The sequence below is a fragment of the Rhizobium sp. WYJ-E13 genome, assembly GCF_018987265.1.
Lineage (GTDB): Bacteria > Pseudomonadota > Alphaproteobacteria > Rhizobiales > Rhizobiaceae > Rhizobium.
In genome coordinates, this window is sequence record NZ_CP076853.1 from 2,963,897 (window position 1) to 2,987,076 (window position 23,180).

The window sequence follows — 23,180 nt, forward strand, 5'->3', positions numbered from 1 at the left end:
CACACTCCCGAACGGTCGCCCTAGGTGACCCGCGACATTAATCCTCAAACGGATCGGTCACAAGTATGGTGTCGTCACGCTCAGGACTTGTGGAAAGAAGCGCGACAGGCGCCCCGATCAGCTCTTCGACCTGGCGAACATATTTGATCGCCTGCGCCGGCAGATCCGCCCAGCTGCGGGCGCCGACCGTCGATTCCTTCCAGCCTTCCAGCGTGACGTAGATCGGCTCCACTCGAGCTTGCGCCGCCTGGCTTGCCGGAAGATGGTCGATCTGTTCGCCATCGAGCATGTAGCCGACGCAGATCTTCAATTCATCAAGGCCATCGAGCACGTCGAGCTTTGTCAATGCAATCCCGCTGATGCCGTTGGTGGCGACCGACTGGCGAACGAGTGCGGCGTCGAACCAGCCGCAACGGCGCTTGCGGCCCGTCACCGTGCCGAATTCATGGCCCTTCTCGCCGAGGAACTGACCGATCTCGTCCGTCAGCTCGGTCGGGAACGGACCTTCGCCGACGCGCGTCGTATAGGCCTTGGTGATGCCGAGGATATAGCCGAGCGAACCCGGACCCATGCCCGAACCGGCAGCGGCCTGACCGGCCACAGTGTTGGATGAGGTCACGAAGGGATAGGTGCCGTGATCGATATCGAGCAGGCTGCCCTGCGCACCTTCGAAAAGGATACGGGCGCCTTTGCGGCGCTGCTTGTCAAGGAACAGCCAGACCGTATCGCGGAAGGGCAGAACGCGGTCGGCGATCGACGTCAGTTCGTCCATGATCGTCTGGTGGCTGACTTCGGCAACGCCCAGACCACGGCGAAGTGCGTTATGGTGGGTCAGGATGCGATCGACCTTGCCCGGCAGAGCTTCGAGATCGGCAAGATCCATCACGCGGATGGCGCGGCGGCCGACCTTGTCTTCATAGGCCGGGCCGATGCCGCGCCGCGTCGTGCCGATCTTTGTCCCGCTGTTGGATGCTGCATCTTCGCGGTAGGCATCGAGCTCGCGGTGCAGGGAAAGAATGAGGGTCGCGTTGTCGGCGATGCGCAGATTTTCCGGCGTGACCTTCACGCCCTGCGCTTCCAGCCGGCCGATCTCGGCGATCAGCGCATGCGGATCGACGACGACGCCGTTGCCGATGACGGCCATCTTGCCGGGGCGCACGACGCCGGAGGGCAGGAGCGAGAGCTTGTAGCTCGTGCCGTCGATGACGAGCGTATGTCCGGCATTGTGTCCGCCCTGATAGCGTACAACGATGTCAGCACGTTCCGAAAGCCAATCGACAATCTTGCCCTTGCCTTCGTCACCCCACTGCGAACCGACCACGACCACGTTCGTCATCAAACTCTTCCTGTTACCGGCGGAGAACCGCACACCTGCTCAAACCCGCGCATCTATAAAGCTTTGTTTTTGGGAAAGCGACCCTGTTATCACCGCAGATTCGGCTTTTTACGTGACAAATCAGCCGCCGGCAGGCTAAGCCCGGTCATGAAAGCCTGCCAGAGACGCCCCAAAGACGACAAAGACGGGAAGATCACCCTTTGCAAGCCACAGCCTATATCTGCCTCGTCATTGCAACTCTTTGCTGGGGCGGCAATGCCGTTGCAGGCAAGCTGGCACTCGGCCATGTCAGCCCGATGATGCTGACTTTTCTGCGCTGGTTCCTGGCCGTCGTGCTGATCGCCGCCGTCTCGCTGCCGCAGTTGCAGAAGGACTGGCCGGTGGTGCGCAAAAACCTGCCCCTCCTCTTCTTCTATGGCGTGATCGGCTACACGACCTTCAACGCCATGCTCTATTCGGCCGTGCAGTACACGACGGCGATCAATGTCGCCATCGAACAGGCCGGCATTCCCATGCTGATCTTCCTGCTGAATTTCGTCTTTTTCCGCACCGGCGTTTCGCTGGCCCAGGTCGTCGGCTTCGGCATGACGCTTGTCGGCGTCGCATTGACGGCTGCCCATGGCGATCTCGTCACCCTGCTGCAGCTCAGCCTCAACCGCGGCGATGCGCTGATGCTGATCGCCGTCGCCGCCTATGCCGTCTATACGATCTTCCTGCGCTGGAAGCCTATCGTCGACTGGCGCACGCTGATGGCAATCCCAGCTCTCGGCGCGGCCCTGACCGCCCTGCCCTTGCTCTTGTGGGAAGCCTCCCGCAGCGCGGCCCAATGGCCTGACGCAGAAGGCTGGGCGATTGCCTTCTACACGGCGATCTTCGCTTCCCTGCTGGCGCAGATACTTTATATCAGAGGCGTCGAGGAAATCGGCGCCAATCGCGCCGGCCTGTTCATCAACCTCGTCCCGGTTTTCGGCACGCTGCTTTCGGTCGCCCTGCTCGGCGAAACGCTGCAGCTTTTCCATATGATTGCGCTGGCGCTGACACTCGGCGGCATCGCCATCGCCGAAAAGGGACGGCCGAAGGGTTCCGCAGCCACGGTGCCCGCTTCGCCTGTCGACTAACCAAGCTCCAGTGTCGTCACGCCATAGACGTTCTTCAGCGGGATTTCCGGCGCCGGACCGCGATACATGCGTGCGGTTTCCATAACCGGCTCGAGCCCCACGCTTTCCGCCAGCGAGATCGCCTCGGCATTGGCAGCAGGGATATCGATAAAGATCGACGCGCCGTGCGCCTGGGGGATGAGGCCGGCCAGAAGGGCGGCGGCACTGTCCGCATCACTCGCGAAAAGCGGACCGATCTTATAGCCTTCATAACAGCGGCGGATCGTGCCGTAACCGCGGATCTTGCCGTTCTTGCGCACGACGAGCGAACTGCGCCCCTTGCGGCCCGTGCACCAGGCGGCAAGGAAAGCGGCACGAGGCTGCGGAAAAATACCGCTGTCGTATCGCACGAGGCCTTCGAGTCGCGCATCGGGAACCGGCTGCGCGACGAGCGATGCCTGCGGCACAGATGTCGGCACGCCGCCATAGCGGATTGTCGTGTAAGCGGCGTCGAAACCGGCTTTGCGATAGGCTTCCTGCTGGGCGGCAACACCATCGAGACCGATCGTACGGTCTCCCGCCGAAGCGATGCCGGCGTTCCAGATCGCCTTGCCGAAACCCTGGCCACGGAAATCGGGATGCACGATGTAAAGACCAAGGAAGGCGAAGGTATCGCCATATTTGACGACCGAAATGGAGCCGACCGGCACCTCGCCGATGGCACCAACAAAAAATCCGGAAGGATCGGCTTCATGGAATGCGATCGCATCGTCGAGGCCTGGATTCCAGCCCTCCTGACGTGCCCATTCCAACGCAAGCTCCAGTTCACCGGGCCGCATGGAACGAACGGCAAATTCCGAATTCATGCAACCTTCCCAGATTGAGACCCGCAAGTCCATTCCGCGATCCACCCAGCAATCGTCAAGTCGATTGTCAATATGCTCAGACCGGTCATGATGAACTCGCGTTCACGGCTTGAATGATGCGTGTCGTCGTTTTTCAATACAATGCAAAAGAACTTCGACCCCGCATTACCATGAAACAATGTAATTGCAATCTCAAGAAAATTACTGCGCCCGCACGATGCTTCCGGCGGGCGCAAATCGAAAAACGGCAGCATCAAGTATTTAAGCTTCAGCGCAGAAACGGACCCAGCGCTTCGGCAGCACCGATGGTCTGGGCAGCCTGGGTCAGAACGCTGTCGAAAACGAAGCCGACGACGATGGTCAGCTGGCGCGAATAGGCTTTCAGCTCATATCCCTCGCTCTCGGCCTGAGCCGGCGCGTGCAGAGCGAAAGGAACGTTCGGGCGAACGAAGCCGGCGCTCGTGGTCAACGGCTCCTCCGGCATATGACCAATGGCCGAGGTGTACATGAGGTCGCGGCCGAAACCACCCGGGCCAAAAGCAAAAGCCGGCTGGCTTGCGGTCGATACAGTGATTGCGAGCGTCGCGGCAAGAAGAAGTCTGCTCATCTTGAGTTCCCCGTTTTCCAGTCGGCCGGGCGATGTCTGCCTGGCCGCAGCGCCGGTCGCATCTGTCCATGCCCGGTCACTTTCATGAGGGTCACTCTACATGCCGGTATTTGCAGGGTTTTTAAGCCGATCCGTACAATTTTATTGAAACGCGATTTTTTAGACTGCCGCTCTTCAAGCAGAAAACAATCTTTACCATACGCCTTGACGGTATCTTCGCATCCTTACTTCTAAGGTGCCTCAAAACGAAACAGGGGCAAAAACGATGCACGAAGTTCCAGTCAAATCCAGGATTATCCAGAACGTCTATTTCAGCCAGGAGGATGGGCGCCTGCGCATCTGCTTCCGCAACGGTGAAGAGCGCTTGTTCGAAGGCGTACCGGCCGACGACGTCAATACGATGGTGACGGCACCCTCGCCGGGTCAGTATTACATCGACCGGATCAGAAAACAGTACCGTCGCATCGCGGCTTAACGCGCTTCGATATTTTTCCCGGCGTGGCTTTAAATCGAATATGCCACGCTCCGGTCGAGATCGATTGCCACATCGGTGCGAGCCTTATAAATGATGACTTCCGTTGTCCGAGGTCTCGCGAACTGACGATGCCATCGTCCGATCAGAACATGAAACTGGCGCCGCAGCCGCGAAAGGGCCGCGCCGTCATGTGGCTGTTGATTGTTCTGTCCGTTTCAATAGTTGGCGCAACGGTGCTGCTGTCGAATGACATGCGGCACCTGAAGTCGCTGGCTCACCACTTCGGCATAGAGCTTTTCCCGCCCGCGGCACCCCCGCCTCCCCCGCCGCCCAAGGTCTTCCGCCGCACCGAACCCGTCAGTGTCAAGATCCCGCCGCGCATGTTCGAGCAGCCGCAGCCGGCTCTCGCGAGCGTTTTCCTGCGAACCTGGCGGATTTCCGGCCCGGCCATGTGCGAGGCGCTGCGTTCTGCCGGCATCGAAACAAGCGAATGGACGGAAACGGCCTTCAATTCCGATACGTTCGAATGCTCTTACGAGCATATCTATAAGAAGGAGAAGGACCACGTCGTCAGCTCGCTCTTCCTCGTCGTGCGCGGCAATGGCAGAGGCACGATTACGAGCATGCGCGTGAAGCTCGTTGGTCCCGCGACCGACGGCAACGGACAGCTCGATCCGAGCATATTGCGCGTCTTCGAAACCATGCTGACGCAGCCGGCGTGGCTGGATTTCCATGATGCGCTGGCGGCAATCCGCAATCTCAGGGATGTGAAGGAGGAAGGCTTCGGTGCCCTCATCAACTTCACTCAGGAATATTCGCGGCCGGGCGCCTTCAACTTCACGCTCCTGCTTCAGGAGACCTCCGCCCAACAGCGCCGCACGAAGGATTATTTTTCCCCTAAGACCTGGTTGCCCGCGCCCAATCCCTCCTGGCAGGTGCCGGAGCTCATCTTCTGGCGACGCGCCTGATCATTTCGCGCTGGCAACGAACTGTACCTCAGGCATGTCATTGAGCAGCCCGGCAAGGTCCTGACCGTCCCGCCGGCAGAATCACCCGCAAGGACATCCCCATTTCAAAGCCGGACGAAACGCCTTGAACGCTCGCTGAGAGAGCATTGTTCCGCTGCAGGTTGCGCTTGATTGTCATAATGCTCCCGGCTCAATTTAGCGCGTCAAACTTCAGGCGCATTTAACTCAAAATAGGTGCGGCCAAGCTCTTTCGATCCTTGACTTGAATCGGCCAGGGATTAGCTTTGACGCTGTCTTGAACCGCTCGTCGGATCCAGCAGCCACTTCTCTCGCGCTAAACACTTCGGGGAGTACCGCATGGAAACTAGACTGCAGTCCAAACTCATTGAAGCGATCGATTACAAGCGCGAGACCCGACACCTCACGCTCTATCTGACCAACGGCCAACGCCGTCATTACGAAGATGTCCCTGAAGGCATCGTCGTCGGACTCGCCGCAGCTGCTTCTCCTGGCGACTTCTACATGAGCCAGATCCGGGGCCGCTTCCGCACGACCTGAAAAGTACGGCACGCACCCAAGGCGTGCCGTCTCGGTGCATCGAGGTTTACTTCGACGCATTCAACAATTGGACCATTCGCAACCGAGATTGGTTCTCTTCCATTCATCGATTACATTTATACGGTCTGAGAAACTTCAGCCGGTCACACTGCGCGATTTGTCGTTGTGGCCGGTTGGTGCAAGAAGGTGTCCCATATCGGCGGCGCTTGAGGGATAGCCGAGCGCAAAGCCCTGCAGGCTGTCGCAGCCCAGCCATGACAGCGTGAGGGCATGAGCTTCGGTCTCCACCCCTTCGGCGATCACTTCCACACCGAGAGCCTTGGCGATTTCGACGATCGATCCGACCACACGCCTCTGCTCAGCCGATTCCACGACATCGGTGACAAGTTGGCGGTCGATTTTAAGTCGCTTCGGTTTCAGTCGTACGAGGCCGATGAGCGAGGCGTGACCGGAACCGAAGTCATCGATCTCGATATCGATGCCCATCTGCTTGATGAGGTCGATATTGGCGAGGAATTTCTCATCGCAATCGTCGAGGAAAATCGTTTCCACCAACTCGAAGACGATGGCGCCCGGCGGAATGGCGAGCCGGCGCAGCTTGTCCAGCAGAGCTGGATCGGCAAGACGCGCAGGCGAGATATTCACGGCGATGCGCGGCACACTGCAGCCCACGGCCTGCCAAGCGGCGCGATCTTCGAGCGCGCGCTGGAGGACCATGGCATCGATCTCTGCGGAGAGCCCATATTCGTCGGCAATGCGGAGGAAGACGCCCGGCGCAAGCACGCCCTTTTCCGGATGGTTCCAGCGTACCAGCGCTTCCAGTCCGGTGATCTCGCGAGTGCGCGCATCGAGCTGAACCTGATAGTAGGGAACGACCTGACCCTGCTCCAGGGCTTGAGCGAACTCCTCGGCGAGGCGGCGCCTGCCGCGCAGGTCTTCTTGAAGCTGCCAGCTGAAAAATTCGATACGGTTGCGGCCGAGTTTTTTCGCCTGATAGAGCGCCAGATCGGATTCAGCGAGCAGATTGCGCGCCTGCCTGTCGCTGCTCCAGGATACGCCGATAGACGCGCCGGATTGCAGCATCTCCTGCCCGAAACGGATTTTCTTCCGCAATCGCCGCTGCATATCCTCGACGATAGCCTTCAGTTCGTCGAGGCCGACGAAGTTGGTCAGCACGATGACGAATTCGTCGCCGCCGACACGCGCAGCCATGCCATTTGCGGGAATGGCAGCGGCGATTCTGAGCGATGCCGCGCGCAACACGGCATCGCCGGCGGCGTGACCATGGCTGTCATTGATCTGTTTGAACTGGTCAAGATCGAGATGCAGAACGGCAAGCGTGGACACGCCCTTGTCCGTTGGCAGTTCCGCAAGCCGCTTATCGAGCAGACGCCGGTTCGGCATTCCCGTCAAGTAGTCGTGGTCGGCCACATGCTCGATCCGCGCATTGCTTTCCTCAAGCGCCTGCGCCCGGGTCTCGGCCACCATCTTCTGCTTGCCGAGTTCGACGTTGAGCAGCACGTCAGATGTCACGTCCCATTCCGCGCCGATGAAGGACGGAGTGCCTTCCTCATCGACGTAGAAATGTGCACGCGACCTTAAATGCCTTATCTCTCCGCTCGGCAGAATGATGCGAAACTGCGAGTCATAGGCGCCGCGGGCGGCGACCGCTCGCTCGAAATCCTGCTCGGCCCGTTCCCGGTCCTCAGGATGCAGGGCATTCGACCAGACCCAGGTCGGCACTGTCGGCTCCGCCTGGCCGGTACTGTATAGGCGATGCATCTGCGCATCCCAGAGAATAACATCCCGGTTGATGCTGTGCTCCCACACACCGATCTGCGAAGCGTCCAGCGCAAGCTCCAGCCTCCGGAGAAGATTCTGGAACTCTCGCTCGGATCGCGTTGGTTTGTCCTCGGGCAATTCGGTTTCAGCCTTCGAAGCCTGCAAAACTCATAGTATAGTCGCAAGCCCCCATTAATGAAGGCTTTTCAGAAGTACCGAACTAGTTACTAGGTGAACTGTTCGTACGACTGCCTCCTTTTCGATCAGTGTTGTTTTTAGCCGGAAATCCCCTCAATCAGTGATTGTGGCGCGGTGAATTCTTGGCAATCTGCCGGAAGTCAGCTGCCCCCTCGATGACAGCACCGTCCGAGAGTTGTGTCACCGAGTTGCGGTAGATGCGCTGCCACGGCGTTGCATCGGCCAGCACTGGCGGAATTCCGTCGCCTTTGCGTCGTTCAATTTCGGCCTCGCCGACCAGCATATCGCAACGTCCATGGTTGAAATCGATGCGGACGATGTCGCCCGTCCGGAGCCAGGCAAGTCCACCGCCGGCGGCACTTTCGGGCGAAGCATTGAGGATCGAGGGGCTGTCCGACGTGCCGGACTGGCGCCCATCACCGATCGTCGGCAGACTGTTGATGCCACGCTTCAGGATATGATCAGGCGGCTGCATGTTGACGACTTCGGCAGACCCCGGCCAGCCGAGCGGACCGGCACCGCGGATGATGAGGATCGTGTTCTCGTCGATACCAAGCTCCGGATCGTTGATGCGCTTGTGGTAATCCTCGGAGCCATCGAAAACGACGGCCCTGCCTTCGAACACGCCTTCGCGGCCCGGTTCCTGCAGATAACGCTTGCGGAAATCCTCGGAGACGACGCTCATTTTCATAATGGCGAAATCGAAGAGATTGCCCTTGAGCACAAGGAAGCCGGCCCGCTCCTTCAAAGGCTCGTTGTAGGGCTTGATGACATCGCGGTCGCGCGCCTCACGTCCTCTCAGATTCTCGGCCATGGTCTTGCCGGTGACGGTGCGACAATCCCCGTTCAGCTTATCCGCCTGCAGCAGCTCCCACATGACCGCAGGCGTGCCGCCGGCACGATGGAACTTCTCGCCAAGATAGGCCCCTGCCGGCTGCACATTCGCCAGCAGCGGAATGTCAAAGCCGTGCACCTGCCAGTCCTCAGGGTAGAGCTCGACGCCCGCATGTTTCGCCATGGCAGCAAGATGCGGCTGGGCGTTGGTCGAGCCACCGATTGCAGAATTGGTCTTGATGGCATTGAGGAAGGCGTCACGCGTCAGGATATCCGACGGCTTCAGGTCTTCGAACACGATCTCGACGGCGCGACGGCCGGTGCGATAGGCCATCTGGCCGCGTTCGCGATAGGCGGCGGGGATGTTGCCACAGCCCGTCAGTGACAAGCCGAGCGCCTCGGCCAGCGCGTTCATTGTCGAAGCCGTGCCCATAGTGTTGCAATGACCGACGGAGGGTGCCGAATCGAGCGCCGTCTGCAGAAATTCCTCTTCGTCGATCTCGCCGGCCGCAAGCTTCCGGCGTGACTGCCAGATCGCCATTCCGGAGCCGGCAAGCTTGCCCTCGTGCCAGCCATCGAGCATCGGCCCGCCCGAGAGAACGATGGCGGGAATATCGACCGTCGACGCCGCCATAATTGCCGAAGGCGTTGTCTTGTCGCAGCCCGTCGTCAGGACGACACCGTCGAGCGGATAGCCGTAGAGGATTTCAACGAGGCCGAGATAGGCGAGGTTGCGGTCGAGTGCTGCCGTCGGGCGCTTGCAGTTCTCGAAGATCGGATGGGTCGGAAATTCAATCGGGATGCCGCCCGCGTCGCGAATACCGTCACGCACGCGCTTGGCCAATTCGATGTGGACGCGGTTGCAGGGCGTCAGATCGCTGCCGCTCTGGGCAATGCCGATGATCGGCTTGCCGGACCGCAATTCCTCGGGCGTCACACCGTAATTCATGAAGCGCTCCAGATAGAGTGCCGTCATATCGATATGATCGGGATTATCGAACCAGTCCTGCGAACGCAGGCGGCGCTTGGCGGTCTTGCTATCGGTCATCTCTTTCCTCCCGGTCGGGCATTCCTGTCTTCGAGATGGAGCAACAGGGCACTGTGATCTGTCTCGCCGTTGCCTTTGGCAACAAATTCGGTGAATTCGGCATGCACCGCTTCCGTCAGCGGCAGCGTGAGGGATAAGGCCTTCGCCGTTGCCATGACCGCGTCGAGATCCTTCAACTGATTGGCTGAAGAACCGCCCGGCGCGAACTGCCGGTCGATCATGCGTTTGCCGTGGATTTCCAGAATGCGGCTGTCGGCAAAGCCGCCGCGCACGGCATCCCGGAACGCCGCCGGCGAACCACCGCCGGCCTCGATCAGCATCATCGCCTCTGCGACAGCGCCGATCGTCACTGCAACGATCTGCTGGTTGGCGAGCTTGGCAAGCTGCCCTGACCCATCGGGCCCGACATGGGTGACGCGCCCCATCGGCGCGAAGACATCAGCCAATTCGGTAATGAGGGAAGCATCCCCGCCCGCCATAATGGCAAGCGTCCCGGACGAGGCCCCGACCACGCCGCCGGAAACCGGCGCGTCGATATGGCGGATACCCTGTGCGGCAAGCTTCTCCGCATGCGCGCGCGCGAAAGGCGGCGCGATGGAACTCATGTCGATGACCACAGCGCCTGGTCTCATGGCTTCGGCAGTGCCCATGTCGAACAGCACCTGTCCTACGGCCTGGGCATTGGTCAGCATGGAGATGACGATATCGGCTGCAGAGGCGGCTTCGGCGGGCGTGGAAGCGACATTGGCGCCATCGCTGGAAAGAGCCTCCGCCTTGGCGCAATCACGGTTCCAGACAGTAAGGGAAAAGCCTGCGCCAAGCAGTCGCCGCACCATCGGCGCCCCCATGAGCCCGGTGCCGAGGAAAGCGATCTTGCGCTTTCCGCTGTCATCAGATGCGTGTGTCACCCAGCCCTCCCCGAACTGTTGCCTGCCCTTGATAATATCCTCACCTCAGCATGCAACCGTTTTGACGGACGTAACGCATTTTTGTCGCAGCGCTCACAAACGAAACGGGCGAGGACCAAGGTCCCCGCCCGATTTACCCGACAAAGGAGAGGTTACTCCGCAGCGACCTTCATATGGTCGTCTTCGTCCTGCGGATGATTGTCGTTGTGCTGGATGAGCGGACGGTTGCCCGTCATCCGGCGCAGGAGCACATAGAACACCGGCGTCATGAAGATGCCGAAGAAGGTCACGCCGATCATACCCGAGAACACCGCGACACCCATGGCCGCACGCATTTCCGAACCGGCACCAGTCGAGGTGACGAGCGGCACGACGCCCATGATGAAGGCCATGGAGGTCATGAGGATCGGGCGCAGGCGCAGACGGCTTGCCTCGATTGCGGCTTCCCGCGGCGTCCTGCCTTCGAACTCCAGTTCGCGGGCAAATTCCACGATCAGGATCGCGTTCTTGGCCGATAGACCGACAAGGACGACGAGGCCGATCTGCGTGAAGATGTTGTTGTCTCCGCCGGTGAGCCAGACGCCAGTCAAGGCGGCAAGAACACCCATCGGTACGATCATGATGATCGCCAGTGGCAGCGTCAGGCTCTCATACTGGGCAGCGAGCACCAGGAAGACGAGCAGCAGGGCGAGCGGGAAGACGACGACGCTGGAGTTGCCGGCAAGGATCTGCTGGTAAGTCAGGTCGGTCCACTCGAAGTCGATGCCGGCAGGCAGCGTCTCATTCAGGATCTTTTCGATCGCAGCCTGTGCCTGCCCGGACGAGAAGCCCGGAGCCGGACCACCGTTGATATCGGCAGCGAGGAAGCCGTTATAACGGTTCGCACGCTCCGGACCCGTACTTGCATCCACCTTCAGGAGAGCTGCGAGCGGAATCATCTGGCCCGATGCCGAGCGAACCTTCAGCTGGCCGATATCTTCCGGCTGAGCACGGAACTTGGCATCGGCCTGTACACGAACGCTGTAGGTGCGGCCGAAAGCGTTGAAGTCGTTCACGTAGAGCGAACCGAGATAGATCTGCAGCGTCTGGAAGACGTCGGTGACGGAGACCCCAAGCTGTTCGGCCTTGGCACGGTCGAGATCGGCGTAGAGCTGCGGCACGTTGATCTGGAAGCTGGAGAACAGGCCGGCAAGTTCGGGCGTCTGGTAGGCCTTGGCAAGCACGGCCTTGGTTGCTTCGTCGAGCGCCTGGTTGCCCAAGCCTGCTCGATCCTCGATCTGCAGTTTGAAACCGCCCGTCGTGCCGAGACCGTTGACCGGCGGCGGCGGGAACATGGCGATGAAGGCATCCTGAATGGCACCGAACTTCTGGTTCAGGGCCATGGCAATCGCCCCGCCCGAAAGATCGGGCGTCTTGCGTTCCTCGAAATCCTTCAGCGTCACGAAGACGATGCCGGCATTCGACGAGTTGGTGAAGCCGTTGATCGACAGGCCCGGGAAGGCGATCGCGTTGGCAACGCCCGGCTGCGCCAGAGCGATGTCGGTCATGCGCTTGATGACGTCTTCCGTGCGGTCGAGGCTTGCGGCATCCGGCAACTGGGCAAAGCCGATCAGATACTGCTTGTCCTGCGACGGCACGAAACCGCCCGGCACCGTATTGAAGATGCCGTAGGTCGCTCCGACCAGCGCAAGGTAGATCACCATGACGATGCTCTTGCGCGACACGAGACCACCGACGCCCTTGCCATAGGCGTTCGAACCGGCGCCGAAAGCGCGGTTGAAGCCGCGGAAGAACCAGCCGAAGATCGCATCCATGAACCGCGTCAGCCAGTCCTTCGGCGCATGATGCCCCTTCAGAAGAAGGGCAGCGAGCGCCGGAGACAGCGTCAGCGAGTTGAAGGCAGAAATGACGGTCGAGATCGCGATCGTCAGCGCGAACTGGCGATAGAACTGACCCGACAGGCCGGAGATGAAGGCGAGCGGCACGAAGACCGCGACGAGTACCAGCGCGATCGCGATGATCGGGCCGGAGACTTCCTTCATGGCCTTGTAGGTCGCCTGGCGCGGACTGAGCCCGGCCTCGATGTTGCGTTCGACGTTTTCAACGACGACGATCGCGTCGTCCACGACGATACCGATCGCCAGCACCAAGCCGAAAAGGCTGAGCGCATTGATCGAGAAGCCGAACATATACATGACCGCGAACGTACCGATGATCGATACCGGAACGGCAATCAGCGGAATGATCGAGGCACGCCATGTCTGCAGGAACAGGATAACGACGAGAACAACGAGCGCGATGGCTTCGAGCAAAGTGTCGATGACCTTCTCGATCGAGGCGCGAACGAACTTCGTCGTATCATAGACGATCTCGTACTTCACGCCTGTCGGCATGGCGAGCTGCAGCTCATCCATGGTCGCTCGGACATTGTCGGCGATCTCGATCGCGTTCGAACCCGGCGCCTGGAGAACGGCGACAGCGACAGCCGGCTTGCCGTCGAGCAGCGAACGCAGCGTGTAGTCGGCAGCACCGAGTTCGATCCGGGCCACGTCGCGCAGGCGGGTGATTTCGCCATTGGCGCCCGTCTTGACGATGATGTTGCCGAATTCCTCGGGCGTGCGCAGTCGGCCCTGGGCATTCACGTTGAGTTGGAGATCGACCCCCGGCTGGCTGGGAGAGGCGCCGATGATACCGGCAGCAGCCTGGACGTTCTGTGAGCTGATCGCGTTACTGATGTCGCTGGCGGCAAGATTATGCTCGGCAGCCTTCTGCGGATCGATCCACACGCGCATCGAATAGTCGCCAGCGCCGAAGACCTGCACCTGGCCGACGCCGGCGATGCGGGCGAGCCGGTCCTTGATGTTCAGCGTCGCATAATTGCGCAGATAGGTGATGTCATGGCTGTTCCCATCGGAAACGAGGTTGACGACCATGATGAAGTCCGGCGAGCTCTTGACCGTGGTAATGCCGAGCGCACGAACTTCGGCCGGCAGGCGGGGTTCGGCCTGCGACACGCGGTTCTGAACGAGCTGTTGCGCCTTGTCCGGGTCGGTGCCGAGCTTGAAGGTGACCGTGACGTTCAAAACGCCGTCCGATGTCGCCTGGCTGGACATATAGAGCATGCCCTCGACACCGTTGATCTGCTCTTCGAGCGGTGTGGCCACCGTTTCGGCAATGACGGTCGGGTTCGCGCCGGGATAGGTGGCGCGCACGACGACCGACGGCGGCACGACCTCGGGATATTCCGAGATCGGCAACGCCCTGAGGCCGATCAGGCCGGCGACCACGATGAGGACCGAAAGAACACCGGCAAACACCGGGCGGTCGACAAAGAATCTGGATATGTTCATTTTAAAGCCCTCTCCGGGGTGAACATGGATGCAAAATCCCTCCCCGGCGGCCTGAAGGCTCGCCGGCGGGTCATGTTATTTCGGCCAATGCCCCCTCCCTGAGGGAGGGGACTGCATCTTATTGAGCGGTCGCGACCTTCTCTTCCATCTGCGGTGCGACGACTGCGCCCGGACGGATGCGCTGCAACCCATTGACGACGATCTTGTCGCCGACCTTGAGGCCGCCTTCGATCACGCGTTGGCCATCGAACAGCGAGCCGAGCTGGATCTGCCGGTAATTGACCTTGTTTTCACCGTCGACGACGAAGACAAACTTCTTGTCCTGGTCGGTGCCGACGGCGCGGTCACTGATAACGATCTTGTTCTCGGCCTTCGGCTGGCCCATGCGCACCCGCACGAACTGGCCGGGGATCAGCCTGCCGCCGGGATTGTCGAAGACTGCCCGCACGGCAATGGTACCGCTGGCAGCATCGACTTCGTTGTCGACGAGCTGAAGCTTGCCCTTGATCGGCGTTCCCTCATCGGCAAGCGTGCCGATTTCGACCGGGATCTGTTCAACCGCCGGCAATGCGGCGTCAGTTGCCGGAAGCTCCGAAAGAGCCTTCGTGACCATCTCTTCGCTCGCGTTGAAGCTTGCATAGATCGGATCGACGGAGACGAGCGTCGTCAGCTCAGGCGAAGCCGAACCGGCAGCGACAATGTTGCCGACCGTGACCTCGATCTTGCCGATGCGGCCGGAAACCGGAGCGCGCACCTGCGTGTAGTCGAGATCAAGCTGCGCGGACTGGAGGGCGGCCTGCGCCGAACGCAGGCTTGCCTGGGCTTCAGCCAGCGTGCTCTGGCGCTGGTCGAGATCGCTCTGTGAGATTGTGCGGTTGTCCGAGAGACGGCGGCCACGGTCGAGTTCGGTCTGCGCCAGGCTGACCTTGGCTTCGGCCGAAGCGACCTGGCCCTGCGCCTGAGAGACGGCCGCCTGATAGGGAGCCGGATCGATGGCGAACAGCAGGTCACCCTGCTTGACCAAGGCACCTTCACGGAAATGGACCGATTGGATGGCGCCCCCGACGCGGGGACGGATCTGCACACGGTCGATAGCCTCTAGACGACCGGAGAAGTTCTCCCAGTTCGTCACGTCGCGGCTGGCGACGACAGCAACTGTCACCGGCACGGCCGGAGGCTGCGCAGGTTCGGAGGCGGCCGTGGCGGTTGCGCTCATCGGCAGTTCGAAAAAGATGGCAGCGGCCGAAACGGACGCAGCAACACCCAGACCGGCGCCCACCAGGGCCCAGCGCTTACTTCTGGACGTCATTGGTACTCTCCTTGCGGCCCCGAATGGCCGTAAAAAATCAGTTCGTCTTCAATGTAATTGTGGCTGAACGCTCACGTCCTGAAGGAAATCTCCGAAGTGGCGGCTGACGTTGCCCTGCCACGTGGAAATCCCCTCAGATTTTCCGCCGTAAATGGATGGCCAACCTGTCCCGGCGGGGAGAACATGCTGGCGCACGCCAACGCCTGCCTTCTTCAGGCGAGCGGCGTAACCGATTGTTTCGTCATGCAGCGGATCATCCTCCGCCGTAAAAATCAGGGCCGGCGCAACACCGGCAATACGCGAACAGAGGCACGGCGCAGCATAGGGATGGCAGCCGCCGCCGCTCAGATAATGGCTCCAGCCTTCCGTCCAGCGCTGGCGCATACCGATCCTGTCCGCCTTGCGAATCGAAGACGTACCCATGAAAGGATCGAGAAGAGGAGAAATCAGGATCTGGCCGTCAAGCGCATCCGGAATCTGGTCACGCGCCTTTAGCGCGACGCCGGCGGCGACATTGCCACCCGCCTCTTCACCGGCGACGAAAAGCAGCGACTTGCGGTCACCAAGACCAGCTTTCTTGAGGGCAAGATAGGAAAGGATCGAGAAGGAAACTTCGAGCGCCTTCGGAAAAACGTTGCCCGACAGCGTGCTGTAATCGGCAGATACGACGATCGCACCCGCCTTTGCGAGGCTGCTGGCGATTGGGCGGTCGGCATTCGGATCGCTATCGAGGAATGCCCCGCCATGCAGATAGAGCACGATCGGCGGCCCCTTGCCGAAATCAGCGCCCATATAGACGCGCGCAGAAACGGGGCCAGCGGCCACCTTTTCCAGCACCATGTCTTTGATCTCGGGCACCATCGTCTCTATCTCTTTGCATATGACGGATAACGCCCGCCTCTTGCATTTTGAACCAAAAAGATATTGTTATTCAATTCGGGGAATAAGAAGCGATATCGCGATAACACTATTCCAAATTCCGAACAATGTTGCAACGCAAACTGCGGACTTGAACCGATGGATCAACTCTCGGCAATGCGCGTCTTCATCCGCGTGGTGGAGACGGGCAATTTCACCCGCGCCGCCGACATGCTCGCCATGCCCAAGGCGACGGTGACCAATCTCATTCAGGGGCTGGAAGCGCACCTGCGCACCAAGCTCCTCAACCGCACCACCCGCCGCGTCATGGTGACGACGGACGGTGCCCTTTACTACGAACGCGCCGCGCAGATCATTTCCGAACTTGAGGAGCTGGACGGCAGTCTTTCAAACTCTCAGAGCCTGCCGACGGGACGGTTGCGGGTCGAGATGGCCGGTGCCTTTGCCGACTCCATCATCGTGCCGGCGCTTTGCGATTTCTACCAGCGTTACCCCGATATCCGCATCGACCTCGGAGTCAGCGACCGCACTGTCGATTATCTCGCCGAAAACGTCGACTGTGCGCTGCGTGCCGGCACGCCGGCCGACCAGTCGCTCATCGCCAGACGCGTTTCCGAGATCGAAATGATCACCTGCGTTGCGCCTCTTTATGTCGAGAAATTCGGCTTGCCGCAGCGGCCGGAAGAGCTTGAAACGGAACATTATTCCGTCAATTATTTCCGCGCCCAGAACAATCGCACGGTGCCCTTCGAATTTCGCAAGGACAATGAGGTTGTCGAGGTCAATCCGCGCTACATTGTTTCCGTCAATGACAGCCGCACCTACATGACCGCGGCTCTTGCCGGCCTCGGCCTCGCCCAGATTCCGATCTTCATGGCACGTGAACCACTGGCAAAAGGCGAGCTGGTTCAGACCCTGAAGGAATGGACGCGTGAGTCACTGCCGCTCTACGTTGTCTATCCGCCTAACCGGCACCTCAGCAACAAGGTTCGTGTTTTTGTCGACTGGCTGGTGAAACTGCTGGCGGATGCAAATCTCAACGCCCGCTGAAAACGCCGACTCACAAAAAGAAAGCGGCCCGTGACGGGAGGGATAACCGTCACGGGCCTTGATCTGATGTCTTGAACTGAAGGCCTGTCGCACCGCAGGAAGGCGCGGCAGGCCCTGGAGTGGAGGTCAGGACGCTGGCGGCAGTGTGCCACCCGCGTCCGTCTATCCTGATATAGGCGCGCTTAGCCGGATAGTAAGGGGCTGTACTCAGCAGACTGTTCACAACTTTGCGACAGGCGGTTATCTCCTGATAGCAGGTTTCAGCAGATCCTCGATGCCAATGCGGCGGAAGAGTTCGGCCCGGACACGATCGGCAACGCCGTTGACGATTTCCGCACCGTCTTCCGACGGGTCGATATGTGTGCGAAACGGCCGCTTGCCGAAAGGCATATTCACCACATCGACAATGGCAGTCGCAACGGAAGCAGCATCCGCATCGGCAGGTTCGAGCGAGGCAAGACCCTTCAACGCCAGTTCCGACAGACCCCTATAGGGACCTTCGTTATATTCAGCAGCGCGGGCCGTATCGGCAGGCGAACCGGAATGGGCGAAGTGGTTCGTGCCCTTGGTGAAGGCACCGGGAACGATGATCGTCGTTTCGATGCCCCAGCGTGTCAGTTCACTGGCATAGGAGACGGCAAGCGAGTCCATGGCGGCCTTGGCGGCGAAATAGGGAGCAAGATAGGGAGGCGTGCCGCCGCGTGCGCTCGAAGAGGAGACCCAGACGACCAGCCCCTGCCCCTGCTTGCGCAGATGCGGAAGCACTGCGCGGTTCACGCGCTGGGTCGAAAGCACGTTGATATCGAAAAGCTCAGCATATTGCTGCGGCGTGAAGGCTTCGGCCGGGCCGAAAGACATATGGCCGGCATTGTGGATGATCGTGTCGATTTGGCCTTCGGCGGCGATCACCTTCGCGACACCGGCTTCGACGGAAGCATCGGAAGCGACATCCAGTTCGACAGCCTTCAGATTGACGCCGTTTTCTCTGGAGAAGGCTTCGACGGCCTCGACCTGCGGCCCGTTGCGGCCTTCGGTTTCGCGCATCGAGGCATAAACGGTATGGCCGGCCTTGGCGAGCGCGCGAGCGGCAAGGGCGCCGAAACCGCTGGAAGCGCCGGTGATGACGATGACTTGCTTGTTCATGATCCTGTTCCTTCTGTGCGTGGGGTTGGTTGAAAAAATGCGAGGGAAAACCTTGGCGGCGCGTCACGCCGCCACGAAACCTGCGTCAGACCATGCCGCCATTGGCGCGCAGCACCTGACCGTTGATCCATGCGCCGTCAGAACCGGCGAGGAAGGCAACGACGCCTGCTATATCCTCCGGCGTGCCGAGGCGTTCGAGCGGGTTTGCCTTGGCAAGGCGGTCGATCAGCTCGTCGGACTTGCCGTTGAGAAAGAGGTCGGTGCCTGTCGGGCCGGGAGCGACCGTATTGACGGTGATCTGGCGGCCACGCATTTCCTTGGACATGATAGCGCTCATCGTCTCGACGGCGGCCTTCGTGGCGGCATAGACGCTGTAGGTTTCCGGCTTCAGGCCAACGACCGAGCTCGAGACGTTGATGACCCGGCCACCGTCATGCAGACGCTTGGCAGCCTCACGCAGCGTATTGAACGTACCCTTGAGGTTGACGCTGATCTGACGGTCGAAGGTCGCGTCGTCGACATCGGCAAGGCGGGAAAGCAGCATGATGCCGGCATTGTTGACGAGGACGTCGACACCGCCGAAGGCTGCCTCTGCAGCGTCGAACATACGGCGCACGGCATCGGCATCGGCAACATCGGCCTGTGCCGTCAGCGCCTTGCCCCCGGCCTTTTCGATCTTCTGGGCCAGTTCCTCGGCACGTGCCGCATTGCCTGAATAGTTGATGACAACGGTGAAGCCGTCCTTTGCAAGACGTTCGGCGATCGAAGCGCCGATGCCACGGGAAGCGCCGGTAACGAGAGCGACCTTGTTTTGATTGGCAGACATTTTTCTTCTCCTTTGGTTCGGCGCCCGCAGCGCCCTTTCGATGAGAAGAAGATGTCCCTTTTCACTTGACGGATAATGAGCCATTATTCGGCATCACTATCCGGAGAATACGAACAAACAAAATGGACAGGTTCGATGCCATGCGGGTCTTTTCCCGCGTCGTGGAGCGCCGCAACTTCACGCTTGCCGCCGAAGATACCGGCCTGCCGCGCTCGACGGTGACGGATGCGGTCAAGCAGTTGGAGGCGCGCCTTGGCGTGCGCCTGCTCCAGCGCACGACGCGCCATGTCAGCCCGACGCTCGACGGTGAGGCCTATTATCAGCGCTGCCTGTCGATCCTCGCCGATATCGAAGATGCTGAAGGCGCTTTTGCCGGCGCCAAGCCGAAAGGGCTGCTGCGGGTGGACGTCCATGGCACGCTGGCCCGACATTTCGTGCTGCCGAGCCTGCCATCCTTTCTGGAGACCTATCCCGATATCGAGTTCTATATGAGTGAAGGTGACCGGTTGGTGGACCTGGTGCGCGAAGGCATCGATTGTGTGCTGCGCGTTGGCATACCGCAGGATAGCGACATGGTCGCCCGGCGGGTCGCCATGCTGGACGAGATTACCCTCGCCTCGCCGTCCTATATCGCCGCTTTCGGTCTGCCCGAGCATCCCGACAGGCTGGATACGCATCGCATGGTCGGCTTCCGCGCGACCGGCAGCGCCGGCCCGCTGCCGCTGGAATTCATCATCGATGGCAACGTCCGCAACATCACCATTCCCGCAACCGTGACCGTCAACGCCGCCGAGAGCTACATTTCCGCCGCCCGAATAGGCCTCGGCATGATCCAGGTCCCGCGTTATCACGCCGAGCACGATCTTGCCGCCGGCACTCTCGTCGAAGTGCTCGCCGATTTTCCGCTCACGCGGACGCCGGTATCGCTGCTTTATCCACGAAACCGCCAGCTTTCGCCGCGCGTGCGCGTCTTCATCGATTGGCTCGTTAAGGTCTTTGCTCGACAAACCGCCGAAAACACGGTTCACTCATATTAGCGTTTTCGGAGGAACGGACATGGCACTCAGCGATATCATCGTCTACCAGACCGGTGAAGGCTTCGTCGTCGAGTTCGGCGGTGAAGGCGAAGACCGGATCGCGGTCACCCTGCGCGAAGCGTCCGATCTCACCCATGACAATGCAATCGCCAAGGCCAGAGCGCTGCTGACCTCCGCATTCGAACCCGTTCACGGTGATAGCGCCCGCAGCAAGGATGCTGCAGTGCTGGAGGAGGAATTGAACGAAGGGTTGGAGGATTCCTTCCCGGCAAGCGATCCGGTCTCCGTGACCGTCACCTCCATTCCAATGCGCGATCCCAACGCCGGACACTAAACCTGTGTCGAGACGATGTTATCGACGCGGACCTCACCGCGCACGATGCCACGCTCGGTGATCTCAGTGTGCGCCGCTTCTTCGATGACGGTATAGAGTTTTTCGTTGCGGAACGCGCTCGCATTCTTTGTCGACTTGTCTTCCGCCGGCGAACCGTCGATTTCCAGAAAATCGAGCTCGGCTTCTGCAGCGACGATACGTGCATCGCCAGGCGTCAGAGCTGCAACGACCACCACGCCATGGGAAGGCGCAAGATCCCAGTTGGGATCATCAGGAGCGGCGACAGGCACCAGCCGATAGAGCTTGAGATCATCCATGATCCATTTCCTTGTAATTGTTGGCTTGCGTTCCAAACGCCAGCCGGCAAATCATTGTTCCGGGTGGTGGATGAGCAAAGAGGATGTTATCGGCACTCTTCATGACAACCGACATGATCAATGGCGCGATCGGCGCCGGCCCGCTTGCCGGGGAAAGCCTGCGCCATTTCTTTGAACGTGATGCGATCGAGGTCGCCCGCGACCTGCTCGGCTGCCACCTCACGGTCAACGATGCAGGCGGGCGGATCACCGAGACGGAAGCCTATTACCCCGACGACCCGGCCTCCCACAGTTTCCGCGGCCCGACCAAGCGCAACGGCGCTATGTATGGCCGTCCAGGCAATGTCTATATTTACCGCATCTACGGCATGTACTGGTGCCTGAACTTCGTCTGCTCACCGGGCTCGGCGGTGCTGATCCGTGCCCTGGAGCCGGAAATCGGCCTGCCGGTCATGATGGAGCGGCGGGGCACCGATGTGCTGGCGCAACTCTGCAGCGGCCCCGGCAAGCTCTGCCAGGCACTCGACATCGATATAGCCATCAACGACCGGACGCTCGACAAGCCGCCTTACGCGATCTCACCGTCTGCGCCCGTACCAATCGTCTCGGGCAAGCGCATAGGCATCACGAAAAATGCCGAAGCACCGTGGCGCTTCGGCATTCAGGGATCGCGATATCTGAGCAAGCCGTTCCGCTAATGGCGGAACTTCACTGTCACTCCATAACGGCGCTGTGGTCCACGGCCGGCGCAGCCTTCGGCTTGCGAAGCAGCAGCACCAGCGGCATGACGGCAAGCGACATCAGCATCAGCAGTTTGAAGTCATCTATATAGGCGATGATGGTCGACTGCAGCGTGATGACGTCGTTGAGCGCCGCACGGCCGATCGCCGTCAAAGGACTCAGGCCCTGTGCCGCCGTCGCATTAAAGGCGTGGTTGAACGGCGTCACATAGGCCGCGATCGACTCGTGATTGCTCTGCGTATTCTCGACGATCAGCGCCGAAACGATCGAGATGCCGACCGAGGAGCCGATATTACGCGACAGATTATAGAGGCCCGTTCCGTCGCCGCGCATCTGGGCTGGCAGCGTCGCAAAGGCAATTGTCGTCAGCGGCACGAAGAGGAAACCGAGGCCGGCACCCTGGATGAAGCCGACCGAGATGATCGTCCACTGCGACACGTCAGGCGTCCAGCCGGTCATGTCGTACATTGCCCAGGCCGTCAGGCCGAGACCGAGCAGCAGCAGCCAGCGCGTATCCACCTTGCCGATCAACCGGCCGACGATGAACATGCAGAGCATGGTGCCGAGGCCGCGCGGTCCCATGACAATACCCGCGGTGATGACCGGATAGCCCATCAGCGTCTGCAGATACGGCGTCATCAGCGCCAGCGAGGCGAGATAGGTGATGCCGATCACGAAGATGAAGACCATGCTGACGGTGAAATTCTGGTCGAGGAACAGCCGCGGATTGACGAAGGATTTCTCCGCCGTCAGCGTATGCACCAGGAGCAGATAGAAGGCCGCGGCGCAGACGATCGCTTCGATCATGATCTCGCCGGAGGAAAACCAGTCGAGCTGCTCGCCGCGGTCGAGGAAAAGCTGCAGCGAAGCAATAAACAGGCTCATCATCCCGAAGCCGAACCAGTCGAGCTTGGCGAGCACATCCCTCTTCGTCTCCGAGACGAATATGACGATGCCGGCAAAGGCGAGCGCACCGATCGGAATGTTGATGTAAAAGACCCAGCGCCAGCTGATATTGTCGGTCAGCCAGCCGCCGATGACAGGACCCAGAACCGGCCCGACCATGACCGAGACGCCGAATAGGGCCATGGCCGAGCCGCGCTCCTCGACGGAATAGATGTCGAGAAGGATGCCCTGGGAAAGCGGAACCAGCGAGGCGCCGAACAGGCCCTGCAGCAGGCGGAAGGCGACGATCTGCGGCAGCGATTGCGCCAGACCGCAGAGCACGGAGGCGACGACGAAGCCGACGATCGCCGTCAGCAGTACGCGCTTGCGGCCAAACTTGGCGGCAAGAAAGCCCGACGGCGGCGTCATGATCGCGGCAGCGACGATGTAGGAGGTCAAAACCCAGTTGATCTGGTCGGCGGAAGCCGAAACGCTGCCTTGGATGTAGGGCAGCGCCACGTTGGCGATCGTCGTATCAAGCGCCTGCATGATGACGGCGAGAATAACGCAGGCCGTGATCGCGCCGCGATTGGCAACCGGGGTTGCCGGTGATGCAGGAGCAGTGCTCATGG

The 23,180-nt window shown here is 60.4% G+C and carries 21 protein-coding genes; 8 read left to right on the top strand and 13 right to left on the bottom strand.

What is annotated here, in order from left to right:
* Positions 1-37: 37 nt before the first annotated feature.
* Complete coding sequence (locus tag KQ933_RS14955) at positions 38-1,336, bottom strand: adenylosuccinate synthase (protein ID WP_007815162.1); 1,299 nt, start codon at positions 1,334-1,336, stop codon at positions 38-40.
* A gap of 200 nt (positions 1,337-1,536) precedes the next feature.
* Here KQ933_RS14955 and KQ933_RS14960 point away from each other — a divergent pair, with 200 nt between their 5' ends.
* Positions 1,537-2,454, top strand: a complete 918-nt coding sequence (locus KQ933_RS14960; RefSeq protein ID WP_216755617.1) for a DMT family transporter — start codon at positions 1,537-1,539, stop codon at positions 2,452-2,454.
* Here the strand turns inward: KQ933_RS14960 and KQ933_RS14965 are convergent.
* Positions 2,451-3,299 (bottom strand): GNAT family N-acetyltransferase, encoded by an 849-nt coding sequence (locus KQ933_RS14965; protein WP_216755618.1) that lies wholly within the window; start codon positions 3,297-3,299, stop codon positions 2,451-2,453. The genes KQ933_RS14960 and KQ933_RS14965 overlap by 4 nt on opposite strands.
* Before the next feature lie 268 nt (positions 3,300-3,567).
* Complete coding sequence (locus tag KQ933_RS14970) at positions 3,568-3,906, bottom strand: hypothetical protein (RefSeq protein WP_216755619.1); 339 nt, start codon at positions 3,904-3,906, stop codon at positions 3,568-3,570.
* Between the two features lie 265 nt (positions 3,907-4,171).
* On the opposite strand from KQ933_RS14970, the gene KQ933_RS14975 reads away from it, so the two are divergent.
* The 3 genes from KQ933_RS14975 (at position 4,172) to KQ933_RS14985 (ending at position 5,907) form a co-directional block, all read left to right on the top strand.
* Positions 4,172-4,381: a KTSC domain-containing protein gene (locus tag KQ933_RS14975; RefSeq protein WP_183732335.1), complete on the top strand. Its 210-nt coding sequence runs from the start codon at positions 4,172-4,174 to the stop codon at positions 4,379-4,381.
* 128 nt (positions 4,382-4,509) lie between these two features.
* Entirely contained in the window at positions 4,510-5,349 is an 840-nt protein-coding gene (locus tag KQ933_RS14980; protein ID WP_216755620.1) for a DUF6030 family protein, read from the top strand.
* Positions 5,350-5,706: 357 nt separating this feature from the next.
* Entirely contained in the window at positions 5,707-5,907 is a 201-nt protein-coding gene (locus KQ933_RS14985; protein WP_113299799.1) for a KTSC domain-containing protein, read from the top strand.
* A 135-nt stretch (positions 5,908-6,042) separates the two neighbouring features.
* Here the strand turns inward: KQ933_RS14985 and KQ933_RS14990 are convergent, their stop codons facing one another.
* From KQ933_RS14990 to KQ933_RS15015, 6 genes are all read right to left on the bottom strand, one after another.
* Entirely contained in the window at positions 6,043-7,854 is a 1,812-nt protein-coding gene (locus KQ933_RS14990; RefSeq protein ID WP_216755621.1) for a bifunctional diguanylate cyclase/phosphodiesterase, read from the bottom strand.
* Positions 7,855-7,984: 130 nt separating this feature from the next.
* Positions 7,985-9,769 (bottom strand): IlvD/Edd family dehydratase, encoded by a 1,785-nt coding sequence (locus tag KQ933_RS14995; protein WP_216755622.1) that lies wholly within the window; start codon positions 9,767-9,769, stop codon positions 7,985-7,987.
* A complete protein-coding gene (locus tag KQ933_RS15000; RefSeq protein ID WP_216755623.1) occupies positions 9,766-10,677 on the bottom strand; it encodes an NAD(P)-dependent oxidoreductase in 912 nt (303 codons plus the stop codon). The genes KQ933_RS14995 and KQ933_RS15000 overlap by 4 nt, the downstream gene beginning before the upstream one ends.
* A gap of 152 nt (positions 10,678-10,829) precedes the next feature.
* Positions 10,830-14,027 (bottom strand): efflux RND transporter permease subunit, encoded by a 3,198-nt coding sequence (locus tag KQ933_RS15005; protein WP_216755624.1) that lies wholly within the window; start codon positions 14,025-14,027, stop codon positions 10,830-10,832.
* 118 nt (positions 14,028-14,145) lie between these two features.
* Positions 14,146-15,336 carry an efflux RND transporter periplasmic adaptor subunit gene (locus tag KQ933_RS15010; protein ID WP_216755625.1) on the bottom strand — a complete coding sequence of 397 codons (1,191 nt, stop codon included), beginning with the start codon at positions 15,334-15,336 and terminating at the stop codon, positions 14,146-14,148.
* A gap of 48 nt (positions 15,337-15,384) precedes the next feature.
* A complete protein-coding gene (locus tag KQ933_RS15015; protein ID WP_216755626.1) occupies positions 15,385-16,197 on the bottom strand; it encodes an alpha/beta hydrolase in 813 nt (270 codons plus the stop codon).
* A 156-nt stretch (positions 16,198-16,353) separates the two neighbouring features.
* Here KQ933_RS15015 and KQ933_RS15020 point away from each other — a divergent pair, with 156 nt between their 5' ends.
* Entirely contained in the window at positions 16,354-17,265 is a 912-nt protein-coding gene (locus KQ933_RS15020; protein WP_216755627.1) for a LysR family transcriptional regulator, read from the top strand.
* Between the two features lie 240 nt (positions 17,266-17,505).
* Here the strand turns inward: KQ933_RS15020 and KQ933_RS15025 are convergent, their stop codons facing one another.
* Positions 17,506-18,408: an SDR family oxidoreductase gene (locus tag KQ933_RS15025; RefSeq protein WP_216755628.1), complete on the bottom strand. Its 903-nt coding sequence runs from the start codon at positions 18,406-18,408 to the stop codon at positions 17,506-17,508.
* An 85-nt stretch (positions 18,409-18,493) separates the two neighbouring features.
* Entirely contained in the window at positions 18,494-19,234 is a 741-nt protein-coding gene (locus KQ933_RS15030; RefSeq protein ID WP_216755629.1) for an SDR family oxidoreductase, read from the bottom strand.
* A gap of 122 nt (positions 19,235-19,356) precedes the next feature.
* On the opposite strand from KQ933_RS15030, the gene KQ933_RS15035 reads away from it, so the two are divergent.
* On the top strand, positions 19,357-20,271 hold the full coding sequence (locus KQ933_RS15035) for a LysR family transcriptional regulator (RefSeq protein WP_216755630.1): 915 nt from the start codon (positions 19,357-19,359) through the stop codon (positions 20,269-20,271).
* 19 nt (positions 20,272-20,290) lie between these two features.
* Entirely contained in the window at positions 20,291-20,605 is a 315-nt protein-coding gene (locus KQ933_RS15040; RefSeq protein ID WP_216755631.1) for a hypothetical protein, read from the top strand.
* Here the strand turns inward: KQ933_RS15040 and KQ933_RS15045 are convergent.
* Positions 20,602-20,922: a hypothetical protein gene (locus KQ933_RS15045; protein ID WP_253958244.1), complete on the bottom strand. Its 321-nt coding sequence runs from the start codon at positions 20,920-20,922 to the stop codon at positions 20,602-20,604. The genes KQ933_RS15040 and KQ933_RS15045 overlap by 4 nt on opposite strands.
* A gap of 83 nt (positions 20,923-21,005) precedes the next feature.
* Between KQ933_RS15045 and KQ933_RS15050 the strand changes: the two genes are divergently transcribed.
* Positions 21,006-21,620: a DNA-3-methyladenine glycosylase gene (locus tag KQ933_RS15050; RefSeq protein ID WP_216755632.1), complete on the top strand. Its 615-nt coding sequence runs from the start codon at positions 21,006-21,008 to the stop codon at positions 21,618-21,620.
* Positions 21,621-21,636: 16 nt separating this feature from the next.
* Here the strand turns inward: KQ933_RS15050 and KQ933_RS15055 are convergent, their stop codons facing one another.
* On the bottom strand, positions 21,637-23,178 hold the full coding sequence (locus KQ933_RS15055) for a DHA2 family efflux MFS transporter permease subunit (RefSeq protein WP_216755633.1): 1,542 nt from the start codon (positions 23,176-23,178) through the stop codon (positions 21,637-21,639).
* Positions 23,179-23,180 lie beyond the last annotated feature (2 nt).

Bases quoted from the DNA above. Each gene is read 5' to 3' on its own strand.
- KQ933_RS14970 (WP_216755619.1), bottom strand. From the start codon at position 3,906: ATGAGCAGACTTCTTCTTGCCGCGACGCTCGCAATCACTGTATCGACC.
- KQ933_RS15055 (WP_216755633.1), bottom strand. From the start codon at position 23,178: ATGAGCACTGCTCCTGCATCACCGGCAACCCCGGTTGCCAATCGCGGC.
- KQ933_RS15040 (WP_216755631.1), top strand. From the start codon at position 20,291: ATGGCACTCAGCGATATCATCGTCTACCAGACCGGTGAAGGCTTCGTC.
- KQ933_RS14995 (WP_216755622.1), bottom strand. From the start codon at position 9,769: ATGACCGATAGCAAGACCGCCAAGCGCCGCCTGCGTTCGCAGGACTGG.
- KQ933_RS14955 (WP_007815162.1), bottom strand. From the start codon at position 1,336: ATGACGAACGTGGTCGTGGTCGGTTCGCAGTGGGGTGACGAAGGCAAG.
- KQ933_RS14985 (WP_113299799.1), top strand. From the start codon at position 5,707: ATGGAAACTAGACTGCAGTCCAAACTCATTGAAGCGATCGATTACAAG.
- KQ933_RS14980 (WP_216755620.1), top strand. From the start codon at position 4,510: ATGCCATCGTCCGATCAGAACATGAAACTGGCGCCGCAGCCGCGAAAG.
- KQ933_RS14975 (WP_183732335.1), top strand. From the start codon at position 4,172: ATGCACGAAGTTCCAGTCAAATCCAGGATTATCCAGAACGTCTATTTC.
- KQ933_RS15015 (WP_216755626.1), bottom strand. From the start codon at position 16,197: ATGGTGCCCGAGATCAAAGACATGGTGCTGGAAAAGGTGGCCGCTGGC.
- KQ933_RS15025 (WP_216755628.1), bottom strand. From the start codon at position 18,408: ATGAACAAGCAAGTCATCGTCATCACCGGCGCTTCCAGCGGTTTCGGC.
- KQ933_RS15030 (WP_216755629.1), bottom strand. From the start codon at position 19,234: ATGTCTGCCAATCAAAACAAGGTCGCTCTCGTTACCGGCGCTTCCCGT.
- KQ933_RS15010 (WP_216755625.1), bottom strand. From the start codon at position 15,336: ATGACGTCCAGAAGTAAGCGCTGGGCCCTGGTGGGCGCCGGTCTGGGT.
- KQ933_RS15005 (WP_216755624.1), bottom strand. From the start codon at position 14,027: ATGAACATATCCAGATTCTTTGTCGACCGCCCGGTGTTTGCCGGTGTT.
- KQ933_RS15050 (WP_216755632.1), top strand. From the start codon at position 21,006: ATGTTATCGGCACTCTTCATGACAACCGACATGATCAATGGCGCGATC.
- KQ933_RS14965 (WP_216755618.1), bottom strand. From the start codon at position 3,299: ATGAATTCGGAATTTGCCGTTCGTTCCATGCGGCCCGGTGAACTGGAG.
- KQ933_RS15035 (WP_216755630.1), top strand. From the start codon at position 19,357: ATGGACAGGTTCGATGCCATGCGGGTCTTTTCCCGCGTCGTGGAGCGC.
- KQ933_RS15020 (WP_216755627.1), top strand. From the start codon at position 16,354: ATGGATCAACTCTCGGCAATGCGCGTCTTCATCCGCGTGGTGGAGACG.
- KQ933_RS15045 (WP_253958244.1), bottom strand. From the start codon at position 20,922: ATGGATGATCTCAAGCTCTATCGGCTGGTGCCTGTCGCCGCTCCTGAT.